Here is a 21,232-nt window from a genome sequence, read left to right as displayed (position 1 = left end):
GCGATGGCCAGATAGATAGGGCTGAATTTGCGAAGGAGCAAAGGTGATGAACAAGGCACTGCTGGTGATCGATTTTATCAACGATATTGCCCATCCCGACGGGCGCATCGCCGCCTCGGCGGCCCATGTGCTGGAGCAGAACGCCATCGCGCATGCCAATGAGGCGATGGCTTATGCCCGTGCCCACGACTGGCTGGTGGTGCTGATCAAGGTGGGCTTCGACGGCGGCTATCAGCTGCAACCCAAGGGCTCCCCCATGTTTGGCCGGGCCCATCAGCTTGGCGCCCTCTCACTTTGCGACAGCGGCACCGATTTTCATGCAGACCTCGATGTACAGCCCGGTGATCTGGTGCTGGCCAAGCCCAGAGTCAGCCCCTTCTATGGCACTGCGCTGGAGCCTGCACTGCGGGCCAACCACATCGACCACCTCTATCTGTGCGGAGTGAGCACCAGCTGGGCCATTCAGGCGGCGGCGCGGGACGGTCATGACCGGGACTACGCCATCACCATTCTGGAGGATGCCTGCGCCGCCGCCGATGCCACCGAGCACCACACCTCGCTGCGGATGCTGGGTCGCATCGCCGAGATCATCAAGGTTGCCCAGCTGGCTTGAGCCCCATCGCAGGCTGTACCCGATCACCGTTTTGAGATTTAGTCTGCGGCCCCCTGTCGGGCCGCAGTGCTTTTGGGCAACATGATGGTTGGGCAAGAGAGTGCTCACATGGATAACAACAGGGATGGACAGATGCGTTATCAAGGACGGATCGCGAGCTGGAACGAGGCGCGCGGCTTCGGGTTTATTACGCCGGAGCAACATGGCGATGAGCAGGCATCTCATGGCGTGCGTGGTGGGCTGTTTGTGCATATCACTGCGCTGCAATCTGATGGCCGCTTGCCCGAGCCGGGAGAGCGGGTCACTTATCTGATCGGCAGTGGTCAGGATGGCAAGCCGCGGGCGCTGCAGGTTTTTTTCCCCGATCGGCCGCTCACGTTGGCTGATGCAGGGCCGTCGGCCGCGTCATTTTCTGCATCATCATCAGCAGCAAGGTCAGCAACACCATCGGCAACTCCATCATGGCGGGCGGCAAGCCAGCCGCCACGACCCACCGCGACCAGAGAGCGAAGTAACCCCTATCGGCGCCGCAAGAGTAGCTGGCGCGGCAAACTGATCCCCCTGCTGGTGCTCGCCGGTCTCTTTTCCATCTACTCCCGCTTTTCGGCCGAGTCGATGGCGCCCTTGCCGATCTCCTCTTTCAATCAGGAAGAGGCCAGCGCCACGGTTAGCACGCCACAGGCAACGACATTTATTCGCCAGTGTGATGGTCGGGAGTATTGCTCCCAGATGACCTCCTGCGAGGAGGCAACCTGGTTCTTGCAAAACTGCCCGAATACCAAAATGGATGGAGAGGGGGATGGCATCCCCTGTGAAAATCAGTGGTGTGGTCATTAATCTGACTTTATATACTTGATTTATAGTGAAAAATTTCATTTTTATTCGGCATGTTGAAATGGTTTTCAGCCTTGCCGGACGAGCCTGTTTAAGTATTTTGGGTTCACTTGGATAAGTGGCGTTTAGGTGCTTTACTCTATTAACTGACTTGATTGTTAATAGGTGGCTCCGAGCCACTTTTTTACAGGATATTCCCCATGACTGGTGATCCGAAAGGCGCAAACTACCGCTTCGGCGAGCATGCGCAATCTCTGGCAGCCTTGTTGAACTCGCTGGAAGATCAGATCTCGGTGATAGACCGGAATGGGGTGATCCATTACACCAATCTCGCCTGGGATCTGTTTGCCGAACAAAATGGCATGCCCAAGGGATATAACTGGCTCGGGGTCAATTACATGGGGGCTTGCAACGGCGAAGCAGAGCCCTCGGCGGTGGCGGCCGTGGAGGGGATCCTGCGGGTTATCCGTCACCAGCAGGATAAGTTCTATCTGGAGTACCCCTGTCACAGTCCGGATACCCAGCGCTGGTTTATGATGCGGGTCGCGCCTGTACTTGGTCTTGATGCCGAGTTTTTTTCCGTCGCCCATATCAATATCACCGAGCGCAAGTTGCTGGAGCTGGAGGTGGCCAACCTCTCTTTGCACGATCCCCTGACCGGGCTGGCCAATCGACGGCTGTTCAACAGCTTTCTGCATAACGAGTGGCGGCGCAGCATGCGCGAGCAGACCCCACTCTCCCTCATCATGCTGGATCTCGATAACTTCAAGGCGTGCAATGACCATCTTGGCCATCAGATGGGGGATGGTTCCCTCCAGCTGGTGGGCCATTTGCTGCAATCTTTCTGCCAGCGTCCGGCCGATCTTCCCTGCCGTTTTGGCGGTGACGAGTTTGCCCTGATCCTTGGCAATACCGACCGGGATGCGGCCCAGCGGATTGGCGAGGAGATCCGCCAGGCCATCAACGATCTCGACATCGTAGTGGCGGATAATATTCAACTCAGCGCCAGTATTGGCATTGCCACCTATACGGCAGATCAGCCGCTGGAGGGAGAAGTGGCGTTGCTGGCAGCCGCCGATGCGGCGCTCTATAGCGCCAAGGGGGCGGGCAAAAACCGCAGCCACTGTGCCAACTGTTGATCCGAATTGCCGCTCTGGTTTTGCATGCGCCCCCTTGCTGGGGGCGCACTGTTTTGGCTGGGCACAGTGTTAACAACCCATAGCCGTTGCAATCAGCGCTCGGGCGTGGCTGACACCGGCAGGGGATGGCTGGCGATCACCTGCCTGACGAAGTGATCCCGGATGGGATCGGCAAAGTCCGGATTCCATACCATGCTGACTTCCCACTCGGAGCTGGGACCAGAGAGGGGGTAGAGGGTGACATCGGGCCCTGCGATAAAGCTGACGCTGCGCGGTAGGATGGCGTTGCCGATGCCTGCCGCAACCAGCGCCACCAGTGTCTGGATATCTTCGGCCTCCTGAACCATGCCAGTCAGTCGGTTGGCGCCGAGAAAACCGGCGATCTGCTGGCTGAGACCGGGGCAGCGGTGGCCCACCATCTGCAACAGGGGTTGACTGGTCAGTGCCTGCTGGACGTCGAATGCGGCCGGGTCTGGCTCGGTCATTCTTGTCGGCACCGCCAGCACCAGCCGGTCGATCAGCAGCCGGTGCTCCTGCAACTGCGGCATCTGGGGTCTGCGCATAAAGCCAAGCTGCAACTGGCCGGAGATCAGCTGCTCTTGCTGGATGGCGGAGGGCATATCTTGCAGATGGACCATCACATCCGTGACCTGCTGTTTGAAGCGGGCCACCAGCGCAGGGGCCAGCGCAAAACTCGACAGGCCAAACCCAATCTTGAGCCGCCCGGCCACGCCGCTCGCCACCGCCAGTGCGTGACGTTCAAATTCCCTGCCGTGTTTGACCAGTGCGCTTGCCTGAGTGAGCAGCTGGGCGCCGAGCGCTGTCAGCTCGGCACCGTGGCGGCCCCGCTTGAACAGGGTGCAGCCCAGCGTCTGCTCCAGTCCCTGGATCTGCTTGGTGAGGGCCGGTTGGGTGATAAAGAGGCGGCTGGCCGCTTCCCGGTAGTTGGCGGTGTCGGCCAGCGTCACAAACGCCTGCAGTTGCCTCAAGTCGAATTTCATTCCAATTGGTTATCCAAAGTGGCGATTTATTGATTATAAATTATCTAATCGCCTTGTTCTAATGGCTTGGCAAGGGGGGAACCTCCCTCCTCAGAACCGGAACAAGGAGCCATATCATGTCTACCCAACGCTATCTCTTTTTGATCAAGGGCACGCTGGTGCTGGCCCAGCCATTGGCTGCCCCGGAGACGGGGGAGCTGCTTGCCAGCCTGCTGCAACAGGGGTTTGTGGTCGGCCCCTTGCAAGTGTGGGCTGGCAGTGCCGAGCAGGCGCTGGCCTGTTATGAGCGTGCCGCCCAGCAGCAAGCCTTTGCCGATGCGCTCTCTGGTTCTGCGCCCGAGCTGACGGGAGTATCTGCATGAGTAGCGAACTGAGCGCCTGTATGGACGTCAGTGCGGGTACAAAAACCGTGGTGGTCGCCGCCCTGCTGCTCGATATGGACGGCACTCTGGTCTGCTCGACCGGTGATGTGGAGAAGGTGTGGCGGCTCTGGTGCCAGCATCATCAGCTGGCCCCCGAGCCGGTGCTGGCGATGTGCCACGGCATGCGCTCGCGGGAGGTGATCCGGGCGCTGGCTCCGCAACTGAATGTGGAGCAGGAGGCGGTGCGCCTTGACGAGCTGGAGATGGAACATACCGGCAGCGATGCCATCGCTGGGGCTGGTGAGTTGCTGAGCCGCTTGTCGCCCCAGAGCTGGGCCATCGTGACCTCCGCCAGTGAGCGGGTTGCTCGCCATCGCCTGAATTGTGCCGGTTTGCCGCTGCCCGCCGTGCTGGTGGGGGCCGAAGCCGTGATCAATGGCAAACCCGATCCCGAACCCTATCTGCTGGGCGCCGAACGGCTGGGCGTGTCGCCCGCTCGCTGTCTGGTGTTCGAGGATGCACCGGCCGGTATCGAGAGCGCCCTGCGCGCAGGCTGCACCGTGGTGCAGGTAGGGGGCGATGCGCCACTCAATCCGGCGGTGGTGGCGGTGATCCGTGACTGGCGCGAGGTGAAGATGATGTTGGGGGAAGGCGAATCCCTGCTGGTGACGTTACCCGCTTGAGCGCCTAAGAGAATGTGCAGCGGCCACATATTGCGGCATGAGCCAGCGCAATCAGCACCGCCTGTCGCAATAAAAACGCCCCCGAACTGCGGGGGCGTTTTGCTATCTGGCGATTACTTGAAGACGCGGAAACGGGTGGCGTCGTCGATAAAGGTCTTGTCGCCAGCCGCTTGCTTGATGCTGCCAAAGGGCATCTGGGCGCGCAGCAGCCAGCTGGCGGGCAGGTTCCACTCCTTGCGTACCGCCTCGTCGATAAGCGGGTTGTAGTGCTGCAGGGATGCGCCGATCTTCTCCTGAGCCAGCGTCGTCCAGACCGCAAACTGGGCGATGCCGGTGGCATGTTCTGACCAGACGGGGAAGTTGTCGGCATAGAGGGCGAACTTTTGCTGCAGATCTTTGATGACGTCGGAGTCCTCGAAGAAGAGCACAGTGCCAAAGCCTGCGCGGAAGCTGCCATCCACCTTGGCCTCACTCTGGGCATAGGCTTCCGGCGGCACGATCTTTTTCAGCTCGGCTTTGACGATATCCCACAGCTTGTGGTGTTGGGCGCCAAACAGAATGACGGCGCGGGAGCTCTGGGAGTTGAAGGAGGAGGGGCTGTGCTTGATGGCATCCTGGATCAGGGCCGTCAGCTGCTCCGGCGTATGGGACACCTGGTCGCCCAGGGCATAGATGGTACGACGTGCTTTGATCTGTTCGATAAACGGACTGCTCATAACATCTCCTTTGTTTGCCTGATAGTCATCTTCGGCGCTGGCAGCAAGGCCATCCGGCTCCAATCGCTCAAGTTATAGACTATACCACCCAATTATCTTCCGGTCGTTTACATGCAGTGGGTTCACTTTCAACCGAGGGTAAAAAACCGTCTGCAGGCGACCGGATTGATCGCCTGCAGACGGAGTAGGTTTAGCTGAACAGCAGGTAGGAGAGGGTCATGCAGCAGATGATGCCCGAGATGATGGGCACCGAGGTGCGCTTGATGATCTCGATGGGGTTGCTGCCGGTGATCGAGGCGATGACGATGATCACCGCGGCGACCGGCGACATGGAGCGGATCAGGTTGGCGGTGAGCTGCATCGGCAGGGCCACCGCCACGCTGTTGACCCCGACCTTCTCGGTGATCTCGGGAATGATGTTGATAAAGGAGTAGAAGACCGCCAGACCGCTACCGCTGATAAAGCCGATCAGCGCCGCCGTGCCGGAGAAGAAGAACATCAGGATGGAGCCGACGCCGTCGATATGTTTCACGCTATCGACCAGGGTATCTATGATGCCGATGGCTTTGAGCCCCTCCACCAGCATGCTGGCCGCCACGATGAGCGACACCACCTGCGCCAGACCTGTGCCCATGCCGGTAAAGAAGATGGCGAACTCCTTGCTGGTCTCCTTGAGATTGCCCTTGCGCAGCAGCTCCACCCCTATGGTGAGCAGCAGGCAGATGAAGGTGATCTCCACCAGCCCGAGCGAGATATGGGTAAAGCAGATGCCGAACAGCAGTACCAGCACCAGTGGCAGCACCGGGAAGAGGCCGTAGTAGGCGGGCGGCAGCCCGGTCGGGACGGCGAGCGACTCCTCTTTTTCCTCCAATCCGCCGCGCGCCTGCTGCCGCTTGTCCATTGCCTTCTGCCAGAAGTAATGCACCACCGCCATCAACGCCAGCGTCGGCAGCGAGATGGGGGCGTGGTAGGAGACGATGTACTCCACCAGCGGGATCCCCAGCTTCTGGGCGGCCAGCACGTTATCGGCGCCCAGCGGGCTTGGCATGATGGTGGCGGTGGTGGCAATGACGGCCCCGGCGGTGAGGGAGGACATGTTCGATGCCTTGAGCACCGGATAGAGGGTCGCCATCAGCAGCACAGCCAGACTGGCTGCGCTCGGCACTACCAAGGAGAGCAGGTTGCCCAAGAGGAAAATCACCGGTACCAGCAGATAGGGGGAGCGGATGCGGCTCAAGGGGCGGGTGAGCAGCATGACGGTGACGTCGTTGGCACCGATGTGGCTCATGTAGCTGGAGAAGCCGAACAGCACCATGATGGTGAGTCCGACATTGCCCATCTGGCTGATGAAGATCTTCTTGATCTGGACGAAGGGGTCAAGCCAGCTGAGGCCACTGCTCTCGGCTGCAGGCAATAGCGGGTGGCCCAGTCCGACGGCGGCGAACATCAACAGCAGGCCTGCAGCGAACAGCACTATCTTGGCATCGTAGTTTTTGGCGATGAGATAGCCGCAGATGACCAGGATCAGGGTGCTGACAATTATTTCCAGCATGTTCCAACACTCTCTTCTTGATGTGAATGGGCCAGCGAGCTGGCGGTTCGGGATCAGATGGCGCGGGCAAGGGTCTCTATGCACCAGGCCCTGAATCCGGGCACGTCGATATCGAGGCATACCTCGGCGTTGGGCGGGCGCTTGAGCCGGTTGTTGATATCCACCGAGGTGGTGCCCAGGGTGTGTTCACCCCGGGTTTCGATGGCCACATGGCAGGCCTGGGTCGTAAAGAGGTCGGGGCGTACCAGATAAGCAATGGCGCAGAGATCGTGCATCTTGAGCCCAGTCTGCATGCTGCCACCGCGATAATGGCCGAACAGGGCGTGGAGCATGGCGCCGGTGCGGTTGAGGGCGGGTAGCGCCGCAATCATCTCGCCGGTCAGGGTGGCCTGGCTGGTGACATCCAGCCCGCACATCACGATGGGCAGGCCGCTGCTGAAGACGATGTGGGCCGCCTCCGGATCCACGTAGATATTGAACTCGGCATTGGGGGTGTGGTTGCCCCGACCGGCCGAGCCGCCCATCAGCACGATCCGCGCGATCTTCTCCCGACACTCGGGGTGCAGGGTGAGCAGCAGGGCGATATTGGTCAGCGGCCCGATGGGCACCAGCGTCATGGGCTGTTCGCTGGCGAACAGGGTAGCCTTCATGGCTTCGACGGCATGTTCCGGCAGCGGCTGTTGCCCGGGCTCGGCGAACTCGTAACCATCGAGGCCGGAGTGGCCGTGGATGTGGCTGGCATTGTCGAGGGGGCGCACCAGGGGCTGGCTGGCCCCCTGTGCCACCGGCACCTCTTTGCCGAAAAAGTGCAGCAGGCGCAGGGCGTTGCGGGTGGTCTTGCTGACATCGACGTTGCCGGCGACCGTGGTGATGAGCGCCAGCTCGATCCCGGGATGAAACAGGGCGGCGGCAATGGCAACGGCATCATCGATGCCGGGATCGGTATCCAGAATAATGGCGACAGGGTTCACGCTGTTCTCCTCGGTGTTAATCGGCTTGGCGGGCATCGGCGTGGGGCCAGCAGCAGATGAAGGGGTCGACAATCTCGCGGGTCAGGCCATCGGTGAGGCCGAGATCGGTCAGATGGGGCCCCGCATTGCAGGCAAGACAGGTCCCCTCGATGGCCTTGAAGACCCGGTACGGTGGTTCCCACTCCACTACCTTGCCGCTCACTTCTCGCAGGGCGTGGAAGCTGGCGGCCAGCTCGCTGGCTGGCAGATCGGAGAGCATGCCGGCGATGGGCATGGCAACGTGGGCCAGTACCTTACCCTGCTGGACGACCGCCATGCCGCCTCCGCTGGCGATCAGGGTGTTGGCGGCCAGCATCATCTCTTGCGCGTCGCGCCCCAGTACCACCAGATTGTGGGAGTCGTGGGAGTAGCTGGTGGCGATGGCCCCTTGCAGCTCGCCCCATCCCTCCAGCAGCGCCAGCCGGGTACCTGCCTGATGGCGGCCATGGCGGTGTTGCACTGAGATGAGGCTAAATCCCGCCGGTACGATGACCTGACCATCCCGAACCTCAACCTCGGTTTCACTCCACTGGGTGAAGCGGGCCCCCTTGATGGTCTTGAAGCGGGCACGCCCCGCAGCCAGCCTGGGCACCCGGATAACGAAGTCCTCCAGCGTGCGCAGGGGGATCTGCATGGTATCGCGCGGTGCCTGACAATCTGCGACAGGTTCGGAGGGCGTGAGAATGACGCCATGACGGGCGACCAGTTGGCCGCCGCTGTAGACGCAGAGCGGGTTAAGATCGGTGAGGTTGTCGAACACCACCAGATCGGCACTGCGGCCCGCAGCCACCAGCCCCAGATCGTTGCGTTGCAGACGGATGGCGGCATTGAAGGTGGCCATTCGCAGCACGTCGGGCACAGCCAGCCCCAGCTCTGCCAGCAGCTTGACCAGCGCAATCATGCCCCCTTTCTCCAGCAGCATGTCGGGCGGCACATCGTCGGTACAGAGGGTGATTTGGGAGGAGAGGTGGGGCAGCTGTTTCAGCGCCGTGACGATCTCCGGCAGCAGGTAGGGGTGGGAGCCGCGCAGCTGCAGGGTGAGCCCGGCCCGCAACTTCTCCAGCGCATCGGCCGCCGAGGTGAGTTCGTGATCTGAGCTGACCCCGGCCGCCAGATAGGCTTGCAGCCGGTGACCACTGAGGCCCCGGGCGTGCCCCTCAATCAGGGCATTGCGCTGCAAACCGGCGTGCAGGATGCCGGTCATCCGCTCGCTGCCGCCCAGCACCCCCTGCATGTCCATCACTTCGGCGATGCCCGCCACCTCCGGCCACTCCAGCATGGTGGCCATCTCGGGGCCGTGGAAGTCGGCGCCAGACATCTCGAGACCCGGCGTCGAGGGGACGCTGGAGGGGGCGGCGCAGATGACCCGCAGCGGCAGATTGCGGCTGGCGTCGATGGCGTAGCGCACCCCCGCCAGCCCGAGCACATTGGCCAGCTCGTGGGGATCCCAGAAGATGGTGGTGGTGCCCTGCGCGACCACCACATCGGCGTAGCGCTCCGGCGTCAGGTGGGAGCTCTCCACATGGACATGGCTGTCGATAAGACCGGGCGAGAGATAGGCGCCAGCCAGATCGTGGGTCTCGCTTGCCTGCTGGAAGGTATCGATCGGATGGACGCTGGCGATCAGCGGGCCGACCAGCCCCACGTCGACGGGGCGGATCTCGCCGGTCACCATGTCGATCAGGTTGGCGTTGGTCAGCAGCAGATCGAAGGGGGCTTTGCCGAGGGCCGCCTGCACGGCGCGGCGGCGCAAGTTGAGGGATGCATCTTGTTCACACATGAAGGAGATGGCCTGACAAGGGGAATAATGGGCCCACTTTAGGGAGGGGATTGGCTCGTGCATAGCGCAAAGAATTTATAACTGGATAAGAAAGGGTTATGCTGCTGCAAACGTTTTTCTCCGGTTGTCTCCTCCATGTCTGAACCCTGGCGCCGTCTGCCTGCGCTCTCTCTCAAGCAGATCCAGTATTTTGTCACTCTGGCCCAGCTGCGCCACTTTACCGAAACGGCCAATCAGATGGCCATCAGCCAGCCCGCCCTGAGCAGTGCCCTGCGCCAGATTGAATCTGTGCTTGGCGGCAAACTGTTTCACCGCACCGCGCAGGCGGTCACCCTGACCGAACAGGGGGAGGCGATCCTGCCTCACGCCAAGGGGCTGCTCAATGTGGCTCACGCCGCTTTTGCTGACATGCGGCAGGTGATGGCCGAAGGGGGCGATGGCTCCCTGCGCATTGGTCTGATACCGTCGGCTTGTGCCCTGATGTTTCCGCTGGCGGCCGCCCGTCTGCAGCAGCAGTTCCCGGGATTGCGGGTTGAGTTTCAGGATCACACCAACGATGGTCTGTTGCAGGCGCTGGCCGAGGGGTCGCTGGATGCGGGGATCGGGGTGCCGGAGGGCACGCTGCAGGATGCGCTCGAGGTGACCCCGCTGCTGGACGATGCGCTGGTGGCGGTGGTTAACCGGCAAGATCAGCTGGCAACGGAGGCGGTGCTCTGCTGGCAACAGCTGGCTCACCGCGATATCGCCCTGTTTGCCAGAGGTAACGTCAGCCGACAGGTCAACGGGCTGGCCCAGAGCCAGTTGCCGGGACTCAAGCCCAGATACACCACCGACTATGTCGAAACCCTGCACGGTTTGGTGCGTTCGGGGTTAGCCATCGCCATCCTGCCCAGACTCTATACTGCCCATCTCTGTGATCCCCAGCTCAAGGTCGTGGCGCTGCATGAACCGGTGCTGAGCCGCACCCTGGCTCTGATGTGGGCTAAGGGACTCTCCCGGTCGACCCGCATCGACGAGGGGCGCGCCCTGCTGCGCAGCACCATCATCGAGCAGCTGAACAGCCAGCCCAGCTGAGATTGCGCTCGCAAGCCCCGCGCAGGTGACAGGAGCTGTCCGATCGCCAGCAGTCGGGGTGGGGCTGCGACAGCCTCCCGGCCCTGCCGAGGGACACACCATTCCTGTGAAATGGAAATTTTCTTGTGGTTATTCAATCGATTGAATTCGAGCTTGCCAGTCACGCCCACTGAAGGGCTTCAAGTGAGTGTCTACTTGCCGCCAGCCCTCCACTGGCTTGCTGCCTGCCGGTTTGTATAGTGCAGAGGAAATTAATCAGGTTTGACAGGAGTACCCATGGAGATGAATACGCGTGGCATCGGCGCTCTGGCTCTGCTGGGGGCGTTATTGCTGGGCAGCACGGCGGCCCACGGTTCGGAAACCCTCAACACCATTCTCGGTGGCGGGGCGGGCGGGGTGGCGGGCACCATGATCGGCAAGGAGCTGGGGGGTGATACTGGCGCGCTGGTGGGGGCTGCATTGGGTGGCGCTGCTGGTGGCGCGGCGACGGCCAATAAGGGTAACAAGAATGAAGCGGCCCTTGGCGGCGCGGTGGGGGCGCTGGGCGGTGCCGCCATCGGCAAGAGTGTCAGCGGCGATACCGGTCAACTGATCGGCGCCGGGGTCGGCGGGGCGGGTGGTTCGGCCATCGGCGCAAAAACCGGCGATGGTCACAAGAGTCAGGATCGCTATTACGATTACGACGATGATCATCACCATCACAAACACCACAAGAAGCACAAAAAGCATAAGAAGCACAGATGGCACGACGACGATTGATGCGTGCGCAGTGAATGCGGAAGATGCAAAACGGGGTCTGTTGGCCCCGTTTTGCATGGTCTGGTCACCTGATTTTGCGGTTACCAGCGCGCGCGGTCACACCAGCCGGTGCTGGCGGCGACCGGCGGCAAAGGCGTTGATGTTGTCGATCAGCTGATCGGCGAGTCGCTGCATCGACTCCTCACTGGCCCACGCCACATGAGGGGTCAGAATGAAGTGGGGGTATTGCAGCGCCTTCATCAAGGGATGGTCGGGGGGCGGCGGCTCGACGCTCGCCACATCGAAACCGGCGCCGCCGAGCCGACCGTTGGCCAAGGCTTGCAGCAGCGCCTCTTCATCTACCAGCCCGCCACGGCCGACGTTGATCAGCAGGGCGCCCGGTTTCATCAACCCCAGCTCACGCTCGCCAATCAGGTGGCGGGTGTAGGGGGTGAGCGGGCAGTGCAGACTGATCACGTCCGAGCTTTGCAGCAGTTCATCGAGCGGCAACCGATCCGCATCGTGGCTGGCACCGATCTGGCTCTGGGCGTAGCGCACCGTCATCCCTATCCCTTTGGCCCGCTCGCCGAGCGCCTGACCGAGCGTCCCCTTGCCGATGATGCCGAGCTGCTTGCCGTGCAGATCCATGATGTTGTGGTCGAAGAAGCAGAACTGGCCGCTCTGTTGCCAGCGCCCCTCCAGCAGCGACTGGCGCCAGCAGAAGAGGTTGCGCGACAGGGCCAGCATCAGCGCCATGGCGTGCTCCGGCACCGAGGGGCCCGAGTAGTTGCGGATGTTGCACACCCCGACGTTGGCGGCGCGACACGCTTCCAGATCCACGTTGTCGCTGCCGGTGGCGGCCAGGGCGATGAGTTTGAGCTCCGGCAGCTGGGCCAGCTCGGCGGCGCCGATCCGCACCTTGTTGATGATGGCGATACGGGCATCTTTGAGCCGCTCCACCACCTGTTCCGGGGCAGTACGCGGATAGCTCTGCCAGTGATGGGGGAAGTCGGGGTGATGCAGGGTGATGCCCGCATCCAGGGTATCGCTGTCGAGAAATACGATTTGCTGCATGGACCTTCCTGCCATTGTTCAGGTTCGAGGAGCCATGATGCCAAACAGGATGCTGTCAGGGCCAGCTCGCCGCTGTGCCAGGGCGGCGCTTTATCCGGCAGATGTGAGCTGGCGCGCGCTTTGTTGCGCCACGGTGGCGGCCGGTTTAGAGCCAGCCCAGATGGTTGAGCCAGCCCTGAATGCGGGTGGGGGTCTCCTCCAGTTCCATCAGGGCGTAGGGGCGATAGTTGAGCTTGTGGCTGCGGCGGCTCTCGCTTTTGCGGGCCTCGGCAGCCAGCAGTGGCCAGCGACCGCCATCCTCCTGATAGAGATCGAGGGTGGGGATGGCCGCCTGAGCCACCTGTTTGGCCAGGGTCTGGTTGCTCTGCTGGTTGGGGAAGAAGCCGTCGAGCAGCACCAGCGCATCGGGGGCGGGCAACTGTTCTCTGGCGATGAGGTTGGCAGTCCAGGCGGCGCCGGTACCTTGCGCCAGGATCAGCTTGAAGCCCCCCTCCTGCAGCTTGGCATCGGCCAGCTTGCGGATCCGCTCGGCAAACTGCTTGCGAAATTCATCGCTGTTTTTCGCTTTTTTCTCGGCGGCGGGATCGAGTTCGGTCTGTTGGGGGGAGGGGAGCAGCAGCAGGGTATCAAAGCCCAGCTGGCCGAGGGCGCGGGTCAGTTGCCACAGCTGGCCGCTGCGCTGCCAGTCCGGCAGTAAAATGGCCAGTCCCAGATAGTTTTCACTGTCGTGTTTGGCGAACAGCACCGTCTGCTTGTCGATCCGGGTGGCATCGGGCAGCTCTTTCCAGTCGCTGGCTTGCCAGTAGTCGAGTGGCAGTGGCTCGGCAATGGGAGGCGCGACCTCGCTCGACTCTGCCCCATGGCCAGCCAGCAAGGTCAATAACAGCAGTGATAAGGATAATCTGGCCATAGTGTGCTCCCCCGGTTATCTGGGTTAGCGGCGGCAGCGGGATTTTCTTGAGAGGAGGCTCCCCCGGCAGGGGGAGTCTCGTGCCGTTCGGGAGAGGTTGCGTGCTCCCCTATCGGTGGTGGTGTGAAGAGAGAGCGGTCAGCTGCCTGTCGTGCAGGCGCGAGAGCAACAACTGGGCGGCCACGGCGCCGATCAAAGCGAAGAACATATCGGATTGGGTATCCCATGGGTCCCCCTGGGTGCCGAGAAACTCGTCGGCTCCCTGACCCAGCGCCAGTGCCGCTCCCCACTCGATAAATTCATAGGTGGCGCTGATGGCGAGCACCACGCAGACCACCAAAAACGCCAGCATGCGGCCTCCTTGTACATATCCGCCGCGCAGCAGGATCTCCCGACAGGCCAGAGCGGGCACAAACCCCTGAAAGAAGTGACCAATCTTGTCATAAGGGTTGCGGCCAAGTTCCAACCACTGTTGCAACTCGAAACCGAGTGGCACGCGGGCGTAGGTATAGGCGCCTCCCAGCATCAAGACCATGGCATGGAGGAAGATGCAGAGATAGAGCAGGCTGGTGAGGGGAAACGTGCGATGGGTCAGCAGCAGCAATGGGATGGTGATGATCACCGGCGCGACCTCCATCAGCCAGGTCGCCCTGTCATAAGGCTGCCAGCCCGAGAGCGCCAGCAGGAGCAAGGTGGCCAGCAGCAAGAGGATTTTGGTGGTCAATGTCATATGGGGTATCACTCGGGCAAGAGTTGGCATGCATGGCACCATTTAGCCATGTTGGTGTACAGAATACAGCCGCCGGGAGAGCCCACAATAAAAAAAGCGAGCCGGTGGCTCGCTTTCTTCATTCAATGCATAGCGGTCAATTAGTTGACGCGACGCTTGAATTCGCCGGTGCGGCTGTCGATTTCGATCTTGTCACCGATCTCTACGAAGGCGGCAACAGCCAGCTCGTAGGTAGTGCCTTTCAGACGGGCAGGCTTGGTCACTTTACCGGAGGTGTCGCCACGGGCAGCCGGCTCGGTGTACTCAACTTCACGCACGATGGTGGTCGGCAGTTCTACGGAGATGGCTTTCTCGTTGTAGAAAGTCACTTCGCAGATGTCTTCCATGCCGTCTACCAGGTAGTTCAGCACGTCACCCAGGTTGTCTTTCTCTACGTCGTACTGGTTGTACTCGGTGTCCATAAAGACATACAGGGGATCGGAGAAGTAGGAGTAGGTGCACTCTTTACGTTCCAGCTGAACTACGTCCAGCTTGTCGTCGGCCTTGAAGACGGTCTCGGTCGCGCTGCCGTTCAGCAGGCCCTTCAGCTTCATTTTGACCACGGCGGAGTTACGGCCGGATTTGTTGAATTCAGCCTTCTGAACCACCATCGGCTCGGTGCCGATCATGACTACGTTACCAGCGCGGATTTCCTGTGCGGTTTTCATGTAAAAAATTCCTGTTCGTGAAACGGACGGATAAAAACTGCCAGATTATATACGGCTTTCTAAAAATTTCACCAACCGCGTGACGAGATCCCCGTCCCGGAGCAACTTCTGTGACCAGCTTCGCCCATGTTGCTGCCAAATGGCGCTATATCGGGGCCATTGGGCCCAAAGTTCGCGGCACTCTTTGCCGCAATCGTCACCACGATTGAGGGCCAGATTGAAGTGGCGCAGCCATTGGGCGCAATCGACAGGTAGATCGGCAAGATAGTGGTCGAGGAACTGCTCCAGCTTGACCAGATGGGCTTCCTCTTCCTGCTGGTAGATGTGCCAGAGGAAAGGACGGGCTGCCCACTGGGCCCGCACGAAGGAGTCCTCCCCGCGCACCAGATTGAGATCGCAGCTCCACAGCAGCCGATCGTAACCGGCCTGATCGGTCATCGGCAGCAGCTTGATGGTGAGGTTGCCCGAGTGGAGCAGATCCCCCGCCTTGGCGGTGGTGATGGCGCCTTCAAGGCCTGCGCCGCGCAGCACATCCTGCAGCGAGCGCCCCAGCGGCAGCAGCAGGGTGACGGGCGTGGCGCTCTGGCACCAGCTCTCGACCAGACTGTTCAGCGCATCGCTCTCATAGGTAAAGAGGCTGACCCGCAGCTCGTGCTCTTGTTTTGGCGACAAACCGAGGCTGGCCCAGTAGGCAGCCAGTCCTGCTTTATCCTGCTGCCACTGTTCCCGTTCGGCGATGAGGTCGTGCTCGCACAAGAGGCCGCCAGTTTTGGCGGTAAAACCCGGGAAGAAGAAGTATTTATTGAGGCTCTGGTTGCCTACTCGCTGCGGCGAGGCGAGGGCGTGGCAATCCTCGACCCAGCTCTCCGCCGAGAGGTACTCCAGATTGATCCAGCAGGGGGGCTTGGGTTGGCTCGCCATCCGCTCGGCCATTCGTGCAATGAAGGGGGCGGGCAGTTCGCAGGCAAAGGCCTCGATCACCACGGTGGCCGGTGTGGTATCGACAGGCAGGGTCTCGTGCCAGTGCTGGATATAGATGCCATCGACCCACTGGCCATCTTGCGCCGGATCCAGTCCCGGACAGATGCGGGCAAAGCTGGCCAGATCGTCCACCCAGAGCCGCACCTGAACCTCATTGCCGTGGGCGGGGATCTTCCCCTCCCGCTTCAGCTGGCGAGCGAGTCGCCAGGTGACGCCGATGTCACCGAAGTTATCGACGACGCAACAGAAAATATCCCAGTCAAACGGGGGCAGGGGGCTGGTCATGGCGCGGGGTTCCAGATGCAAAAAAACCGGTGCGCAGGGTAGCACACCGGTTGGCTGGCTTCTAACCGTCAGCGTGTGACGGCGGTCTGTGGCAGGTTACTCCTTGCCGTAGACGTTGTTCTCCTGCTCACGCACCCGGATAAAGGTGGTGTGTGCTTTGTTGAGCTCTCTAAGCTGGCGGTAAAGCAGATCAACCTGGTTTACTCCTTGCCGTAGACGTTGTTCTCCTGCTCACGCACCCGGATAAAGGTGGTGCGCTTGGTGAGTTCCTTGAGTTGGCTGGCGCCGACGTAGGTGCAGGTGGAGCGCACGCCGCCCAGAATGTCGCGCACCGCATTTTCGACCGGGCCGCGATAGGGCAGCAGCACCATCTTGCCTTCTGAGGCACGATACTCGGCAACGCCACCTGCGTGCTTGTCCATGGCGCTGGAGGAGCTCATGCCGTAGAACTTCATGAAGGGCTCGCCGTTCACATCGACGATCTCGCCACCGCACTCCTCGTGGGCTGCCAGCATGCCGCCCAGCATCACGAAGTCGGCGCCGCCGCCGAACGCTTTGGCGACGTCGCCCGGGCAGGTGCAGCCGCCGTCACCGACGATCTGGCCGCCGAGGCCGTGGGCCGCATCGGCACACTCGATGATGGCAGAGAGCTGCGGATAGCCGACGCCGGTTTTGACGCGAGTGGTGCAGACAGAGCCCGGGCCGATGCCGACCTTGACGATGTCGGCGCCGGAGAGGATCAGCTCTTCGACCATCTCGCCGGTCACCACGTTGCCCGCCAGAATGACGTGGTTGGGGCAGGCGTCACGGATTTTGCGCACGAACTCGACGAAGTGCTCGGAGTAGCCATTGGCCACGTCGACACAGATAAAGCGCAGCGCTTCGGACATGGCGAGGATCTGGCGGGTCTTGGTGAAGTCATCGGGCGAGGTGCCGGTCGATACCATCACATGGCCCAGCAGGGTCGGATCGGTTTCGTTGACGAAGGTTTGCCACTGCTCAAGGCTGTAGTGCTTGTGGACTGCAGTCATCATCTCGAAGCCGGCCAGGGTTCTGGCCATGGCGAAGCTGCCGACGGTATCCATGTTGGCGGCGATAACGGGAACGCCTTGCCATTGAGTCTGGGTGTGCTTGAAGGTGAACTGACGGGTCAGGCTGACTTGGGAACGGCTCTTGAGAGTAGAGCGCTTGGGGCGGAACAGGACATCCTTGAAACCGAGCTTCAAGTCTTCTTCGATACGCATTACAAATTCCTTATTGAGCCTTGTTGAAAGTCACTTTTGCAGTGGCAAATTTTCGGCAGGCGCAAAAAAACCGGTGGTTTTCAGGCCCTCCGGTTTACAACAGTGTAGGCAAAAATCCCTCCAGAACAAGACTGATAATTCACTCACTGTTGTGGTAGCCTTTGGCGTCACAACCTGAGGTTAACCACCAGTTTCATCCAGCACCGCCCGGTGCCTTGCTCCCCGTCGATATTCCCGCCCGCTTGGGCCGCCGTCTTGCCACTCTTTGTCGCCTCTCTCCTGATCCGCCCGGCATTATCCAACTCACTGAAATAAATCGGATTGACCCCCGAGGCGACTGTGGTAGATCTGGGCGCAGGATTGACAAGGCAGGACCGTAAAATGGGCAAGATGATGGTGGGAATGACCCTGATGCTGGCACTGTGTGGCAGTGCGCTGGCAGAGACCCCGACCAGCTATGGCTGGATCGAGAAGGGACTTATTTTGCCCACCGGCGTGGCGGTGAAGATGAAACTCGACACCGGCGCACTCACCTCTTCCCTCGATGCACGCGCCATCACCAGATTCAAACGGGATGGCAAGCCCTGGGTGCGCTTCATGCTGGTGGTGACCGATGCCGACAGCGGCAAGCTGGTCAAACAGCAGTTCGAGCGGCGGGTCGAGCGCAGCGTGACGGTGCGCGGGGCAGGCGGCATGGAGCAGCGGCCCACGGTGACCATGTCCATCTGTCTGGGAGACAAGGTGTATGAGGAGTGGTTCACCCTGCGGGATCGTAGCAAGATGATCTATCCGGTGCTGCTGGGCCGCCGCCTGCTGGCCGAGCTGGGCCCGGTGGATTCCAGTCGAACCTTTACCGTGCAGCCCGCCTGCCGCCAAGAGTGAGCCGCCCCCGTGGTGGGCGAACTCGCCTTGGCATCTATTTTTCTGGTGGCAGCGGTAGCCAGACGCTGACCTCCAGCCCCCCTTGTGGACGGTTGTGGACATCGAGATCGGCGCCGTGCAGCTGGGAGATGCGCGAGACGATGGCCATGCCAAGGCCGACGCCATCTCCCTGCTGGGGATTGACCCGAAAGAAGCGTTCACACAGCCGGGGCAAGGCGCTGACGGGAATGCCGGGGCCATTGTCGCTCACATCCACTCTCACCCGGTTGCCCTCCCGCTGAACCCGTACCTTGATCTCGCCCTCCGGCTGGGTGTAGCGCAGTGCATTGTCGATCAGGTTGCTGAACAGCAGGTCGAGCAGGGTGGCCTGACCCATCACCAGCAGCGGCAAGTCACACTCCAGCGACAGCTGCTGATCCTTCTTGAGGGCAATGGGAGCCAGGGTCGCGAGGGTGCCTTGCAGCAGGTGACCCACCTCCAGTTCGGTTAATACCAGCCCCTGCTGGTTGTCGATGCGGGCCTGGGTCAGCAGCTGGCGGATCAGCCGATCGCTGCGGTCGAGGGCCTGCAGCATCTTGTGCAGGGACTGTTGGCGGCTGGCGTCATCATCGGCTGCCAGGGCATTTTCACTGTGTATGCGCAGCACCGCCAGCGGGGTGCGCAGCTCGTGGGCCGCCTCGTTGGTGAACTGTTTCTCCCGCTCTATGGTCTCCGCCAGCGCCAGCATCAACCGGTTGATCTCGTTGGTGAGTGGGGTCAGCTCCTGCGCGCTTACCTTGAGGCTGAGTGGGCTCAGGTTGGCGGGGTGACGTTCGCTGATGGCCTGGGCCAGCTGACGCAGGGGGGCCAGCCCGCGGGTGATGAGCCACCAGAGCAGGGCCAGCAGGAAGGGCAGGGTGATCAGCAGCGGCAGCATGGTGAGGGTGGCCATCTTGCTGGCCAGTTCGCTGCGCTCGTCATCCCGCTCCGCCACCACCAGCCAGGTCTGCTCCTGCTGGTTGTAGAGGGTGAAGGTGCGCCACTGGTGACGATCTTTTTCGACCGTGTCGAAGCCGATGGCCAGGGTGACCAGTGGCTGCTCCGGGGCGCTGGGGGCGCGCAGCAGCAGGCCGCCCTTTTCATCGAGCAGCTGGAAGTAGAGATTGCGTTCGAACTCGTGGCCGTAAGGGGTGATCTCCCGATCCTCGCCGGTCAGGTTGAGGCCGGGATCTTTTTGCCACTCATCGGGATTTTGCGCCTCCCACTCCTGATAGACGGTGCCGTTGGCGGGCAGTTTCCCCTGCTGGGCCATGTAGCGGGCCAGCAGCTGGTTGGTGATGCGGGCCGACTGGGCGAGGCGGGCATCAAACAGCTCCTCCATCTCGTGACTCGCCTCCATGTAGCCAATAAAGGCGCTGATGGTGAGACTCAGGCTCACCAGCGTCAGGATACCGGTGAGCAGAAAGCGGCGAATGGAGCGGGGACGTTTCATCGTGCGGGTGTCCGGCTTGGCTGTTCGAGCTGGGGAATGATGTAGCCGACCCCGCGAATATTGCGGATGAGGTCGCTGTAGAACTTCTTGCGCAGATGGTGGATATGCACCTCTACCGCGTTGCTCTCGGCTCCTTCGTCCCAGCCGTAGAGGCTCTGTTGCAGCTGATCCTTGCTCAGCACCCGGCCGCTCTGGCTGATCAGCTCCTGCAGCAGCTTGTATTCATGGGGGGTGAGTTTGACCGCCTCCCCCTGATAGGTGACCTGCTGGGATTCGGGATAGATGAGGATATCGCCATACTCCAGCACCGCTTGGGCCTGCCCCTTGCTGCGGCGAACCAGGGCGCGCAGGCGGGCGTTGAGTTCCTGCAGGGCGAAGGGCTTGACCATGTAGTCGTCAGAACCGGCATCGAGGCCGATCACCCGATCGTCCAGCGCATCGCGGGCGGTGAGGATCAGCACCGGCAGCTGGTGGCCCTCCCGGCGCAGCTTGCGCAGCAGGCTGAGGCCATCGATGTCGGGCAGGTTGAGATCGAGGATCAGGGCGGCGAACTCGTCGCTCTTGAGGGCCGTCAGGGCGGGCAATCCCTGTTGCAGCCAGTCCACCGTGTAGCCGCTATGGCGCAGTGCATCCTGCATACCATCCCCCAGCATCACATCATCTTCTACCAGCAGGATCCGCATTCTTTTCTCCCTGTTTGTTGGGTGTCGCGATGTGGCTCAGCGCCAGGGCTTGCCGTGGCATAAACAACGCTGCCCACCAGTATGCAAGCTGGTGGGCAGAGTTTAAATAGATCTTTGATCCATCAGGGATTTATAGCTTGGCCAGTTTTTCGCGGATCTCCATCCTGCGCCCTTCATCGGCCACTTCGCGGCCCGGGCGGGCCGGGGCGGTCAGCGCCTTGTCGAGGTAGGTTTTGGCCTCTGCCTTGCGACCCTGATCCAGCAGGAAATCGCCATAGAAGAAGTTGGGGTCGATGCCATCCGGATTGATGGCCAGCGCCTGCTTGAGCAGTTGCTCCGCCTTCTCGTCATCGCCAAAGCCGACCGGCCAGCCGGGCACCTGATAGTAGAGCGAGCCCAGACTGGTGTAGGCAGAGCCGTCCAGCGCCTTGGGATCCTGCTTGAGCGCCAGCTCCAGCTTGGCCTTGGCCTCTTTCACCAGACCCAGTGCCCCCAGCCCCCCTTTGGCCCCCGCCCAGGTGCTCTTGACGATGGCAGACCAGATCAGCAGATCGGCGCGAAAAGGCTCCTTGGCGCTGGCCGCTTCGGCCTGGGTGCTCAGGGTCTCGAGGCAGCTCTCTTTCGCCTTGCCGGTCTGTTGATACTGGCAGACGGCCCACTGCTGCTGGATGGGCGCGAGGGCATCATCCGCGGCCATGACCGAGGAGGAACCCAGCAGGATGGCGATGGCACAAGAGGTCACGGATTGACGGACAAAATTCAT

The 21,232-nt window shown here is 61.4% G+C and carries 22 protein-coding genes; 8 read left to right on the top strand and 14 right to left on the bottom strand.

All coding sequences use genetic code 11. From position 1 onward, the window contains the following. Positions 1 to 46 precede the first annotated feature (46 nt). The 3 genes from I6G90_RS10895 (at position 47) to I6G90_RS10885 (ending at position 2,586) form a co-directional block, all read left to right on the top strand. Entirely contained in the window at positions 47 to 613 is a 567-nt protein-coding gene (locus I6G90_RS10895) for a cysteine hydrolase family protein (protein WP_197927468.1), read from the top strand. A 132-nt stretch (positions 614 to 745) separates the two neighbouring features. Beyond that, complete coding sequence (locus I6G90_RS10890) at positions 746 to 1,450, top strand: excalibur calcium-binding domain-containing protein (protein ID WP_197927466.1); 705 nt, start codon at positions 746 to 748, stop codon at positions 1,448 to 1,450. A gap of 197 nt (positions 1,451 to 1,647) precedes the next feature. After that, a complete protein-coding gene (locus I6G90_RS10885; protein ID WP_058052695.1) occupies positions 1,648 to 2,586 on the top strand; it encodes a sensor domain-containing diguanylate cyclase in 939 nt (312 codons plus the stop codon). Between the two features lie 92 nt (positions 2,587 to 2,678). Here I6G90_RS10885 and I6G90_RS10880 read toward each other — a convergent pair whose 3' ends face one another. Next, complete coding sequence (locus I6G90_RS10880) at positions 2,679 to 3,587, bottom strand: LysR family transcriptional regulator (RefSeq protein WP_197927464.1); 909 nt, start codon at positions 3,585 to 3,587, stop codon at positions 2,679 to 2,681. Positions 3,588 to 3,703: 116 nt separating this feature from the next. Between I6G90_RS10880 and I6G90_RS10875 the strand changes: the two genes are divergently transcribed. Together I6G90_RS10875 and I6G90_RS10870 are read left to right on the top strand one after the other, a co-directional pair. Further along, positions 3,704 to 3,949 carry a hypothetical protein gene (locus I6G90_RS10875; RefSeq protein ID WP_197927462.1) on the top strand — a complete coding sequence of 82 codons (246 nt, stop codon included), beginning with the start codon at positions 3,704 to 3,706 and terminating at the stop codon, positions 3,947 to 3,949. Further along, complete coding sequence (locus tag I6G90_RS10870; RefSeq protein ID WP_408628275.1) at positions 3,946 to 4,632, top strand: HAD-IA family hydrolase; 687 nt, start codon at positions 3,946 to 3,948, stop codon at positions 4,630 to 4,632. Before I6G90_RS10875 ends, I6G90_RS10870 begins: the two co-directional genes overlap by 4 nt. Positions 4,633 to 4,745: 113 nt before the next feature. Here the strand turns inward: I6G90_RS10870 and I6G90_RS10865 are convergent, their stop codons facing one another. The 4 genes from I6G90_RS10865 to I6G90_RS10850 all read right to left on the bottom strand — a co-directional run bounded on the left by I6G90_RS10865 (position 4,746) and on the right by I6G90_RS10850 (position 9,690). Continuing rightward, positions 4,746 to 5,348 carry a nitroreductase family protein gene (locus I6G90_RS10865; RefSeq protein ID WP_197927460.1) on the bottom strand — a complete coding sequence of 201 codons (603 nt, stop codon included), beginning with the start codon at positions 5,346 to 5,348 and terminating at the stop codon, positions 4,746 to 4,748. Between the two features lie 190 nt (positions 5,349 to 5,538). Then, entirely contained in the window at positions 5,539 to 6,900 is a 1,362-nt protein-coding gene (dcuC, locus tag I6G90_RS10860) for a C4-dicarboxylate transporter DcuC (protein ID WP_197927458.1), read from the bottom strand. Between the two features lie 53 nt (positions 6,901 to 6,953). After that, positions 6,954 to 7,871 carry a ribonucleoside hydrolase RihC gene (gene rihC, locus I6G90_RS10855; protein WP_232254354.1) on the bottom strand — a complete coding sequence of 306 codons (918 nt, stop codon included), beginning with the start codon at positions 7,869 to 7,871 and terminating at the stop codon, positions 6,954 to 6,956. Between the two features lie 16 nt (positions 7,872 to 7,887). After that, positions 7,888 to 9,690 (bottom strand): adenine deaminase, encoded by a 1,803-nt coding sequence (locus tag I6G90_RS10850; RefSeq protein ID WP_197927454.1) that lies wholly within the window; start codon positions 9,688 to 9,690, stop codon positions 7,888 to 7,890. 135 nt (positions 9,691 to 9,825) lie between these two features. Here I6G90_RS10850 and I6G90_RS10845 point away from each other — a divergent pair, with 135 nt between their 5' ends. Then, positions 9,826 to 10,764, top strand: a complete 939-nt coding sequence (locus tag I6G90_RS10845) for a LysR family transcriptional regulator (protein ID WP_197927453.1) — start codon at positions 9,826 to 9,828, stop codon at positions 10,762 to 10,764. Between the two features lie 276 nt (positions 10,765 to 11,040). Further along, positions 11,041 to 11,523, top strand: a complete 483-nt coding sequence (locus I6G90_RS10840) for a YMGG-like glycine zipper-containing protein (RefSeq protein WP_197927452.1) — start codon at positions 11,041 to 11,043, stop codon at positions 11,521 to 11,523. A 96-nt stretch (positions 11,524 to 11,619) separates the two neighbouring features. On the opposite strand, the gene I6G90_RS10835 is transcribed toward I6G90_RS10840, so the two are convergent. The 6 genes from I6G90_RS10835 to I6G90_RS10810 all read right to left on the bottom strand — a co-directional run bounded on the left by I6G90_RS10835 (position 11,620) and on the right by I6G90_RS10810 (position 17,433). After that, a complete protein-coding gene (locus I6G90_RS10835) occupies positions 11,620 to 12,576 on the bottom strand; it encodes a D-2-hydroxyacid dehydrogenase (RefSeq protein ID WP_197927451.1) in 957 nt (318 codons plus the stop codon). A 145-nt stretch (positions 12,577 to 12,721) separates the two neighbouring features. Further along, positions 12,722 to 13,486 carry a DUF3530 family protein gene (locus tag I6G90_RS10830; protein ID WP_197927450.1) on the bottom strand — a complete coding sequence of 255 codons (765 nt, stop codon included), beginning with the start codon at positions 13,484 to 13,486 and terminating at the stop codon, positions 12,722 to 12,724. A 109-nt stretch (positions 13,487 to 13,595) separates the two neighbouring features. Beyond that, entirely contained in the window at positions 13,596 to 14,216 is a 621-nt protein-coding gene (locus I6G90_RS10825) for a DUF2238 domain-containing protein (protein ID WP_197927449.1), read from the bottom strand. Positions 14,217 to 14,356: 140 nt separating this feature from the next. Next, positions 14,357 to 14,923, bottom strand: a complete 567-nt coding sequence (gene efp, locus I6G90_RS10820; protein ID WP_033137526.1) for an elongation factor P — start codon at positions 14,921 to 14,923, stop codon at positions 14,357 to 14,359. Between the two features lie 45 nt (positions 14,924 to 14,968). Next, positions 14,969 to 16,189 (bottom strand): elongation factor P maturation arginine rhamnosyltransferase EarP, encoded by a 1,221-nt coding sequence (gene earP, locus I6G90_RS10815; RefSeq protein ID WP_197927448.1) that lies wholly within the window; start codon positions 16,187 to 16,189, stop codon positions 14,969 to 14,971. A gap of 200 nt (positions 16,190 to 16,389) precedes the next feature. After that, entirely contained in the window at positions 16,390 to 17,433 is a 1,044-nt protein-coding gene (locus I6G90_RS10810; protein WP_042061106.1) for a GMP reductase, read from the bottom strand. Between the two features lie 381 nt (positions 17,434 to 17,814). Here I6G90_RS10810 and rloA3 point away from each other — a divergent pair, with 381 nt between their 5' ends. Beyond that, complete coding sequence (gene rloA3 / locus I6G90_RS10805; RefSeq protein WP_197927447.1) at positions 17,815 to 18,315, top strand: retropepsin-like aspartic peptidase RloA3; 501 nt, start codon at positions 17,815 to 17,817, stop codon at positions 18,313 to 18,315. Between the two features lie 34 nt (positions 18,316 to 18,349). Here rloA3 and I6G90_RS10800 read toward each other — a convergent pair whose 3' ends face one another. The 3 genes from I6G90_RS10800 to I6G90_RS10790 form a co-directional block, all read right to left on the bottom strand. Continuing rightward, entirely contained in the window at positions 18,350 to 19,786 is a 1,437-nt protein-coding gene (locus I6G90_RS10800; protein WP_197927446.1) for an ATP-binding protein, read from the bottom strand. Further along, entirely contained in the window at positions 19,783 to 20,469 is a 687-nt protein-coding gene (locus I6G90_RS10795; RefSeq protein ID WP_058053600.1) for a response regulator, read from the bottom strand. The genes I6G90_RS10800 and I6G90_RS10795 overlap by 4 nt, the downstream gene beginning before the upstream one ends. 130 nt (positions 20,470 to 20,599) lie before the next feature. Beyond that, on the bottom strand, positions 20,600 to 21,232 hold the full coding sequence (locus I6G90_RS10790) for a tetratricopeptide repeat protein (protein WP_182938047.1): 633 nt from the start codon (positions 21,230 to 21,232) through the stop codon (positions 20,600 to 20,602).

The organism is Aeromonas allosaccharophila, from assembly GCF_016026615.1.
GTDB lineage: Bacteria > Pseudomonadota > Gammaproteobacteria > Enterobacterales > Aeromonadaceae > Aeromonas > Aeromonas allosaccharophila.
The sequence above is the reverse complement of the archived record's forward strand: the minus strand, read 5'-3'. Positions and strand labels throughout refer to the sequence as shown.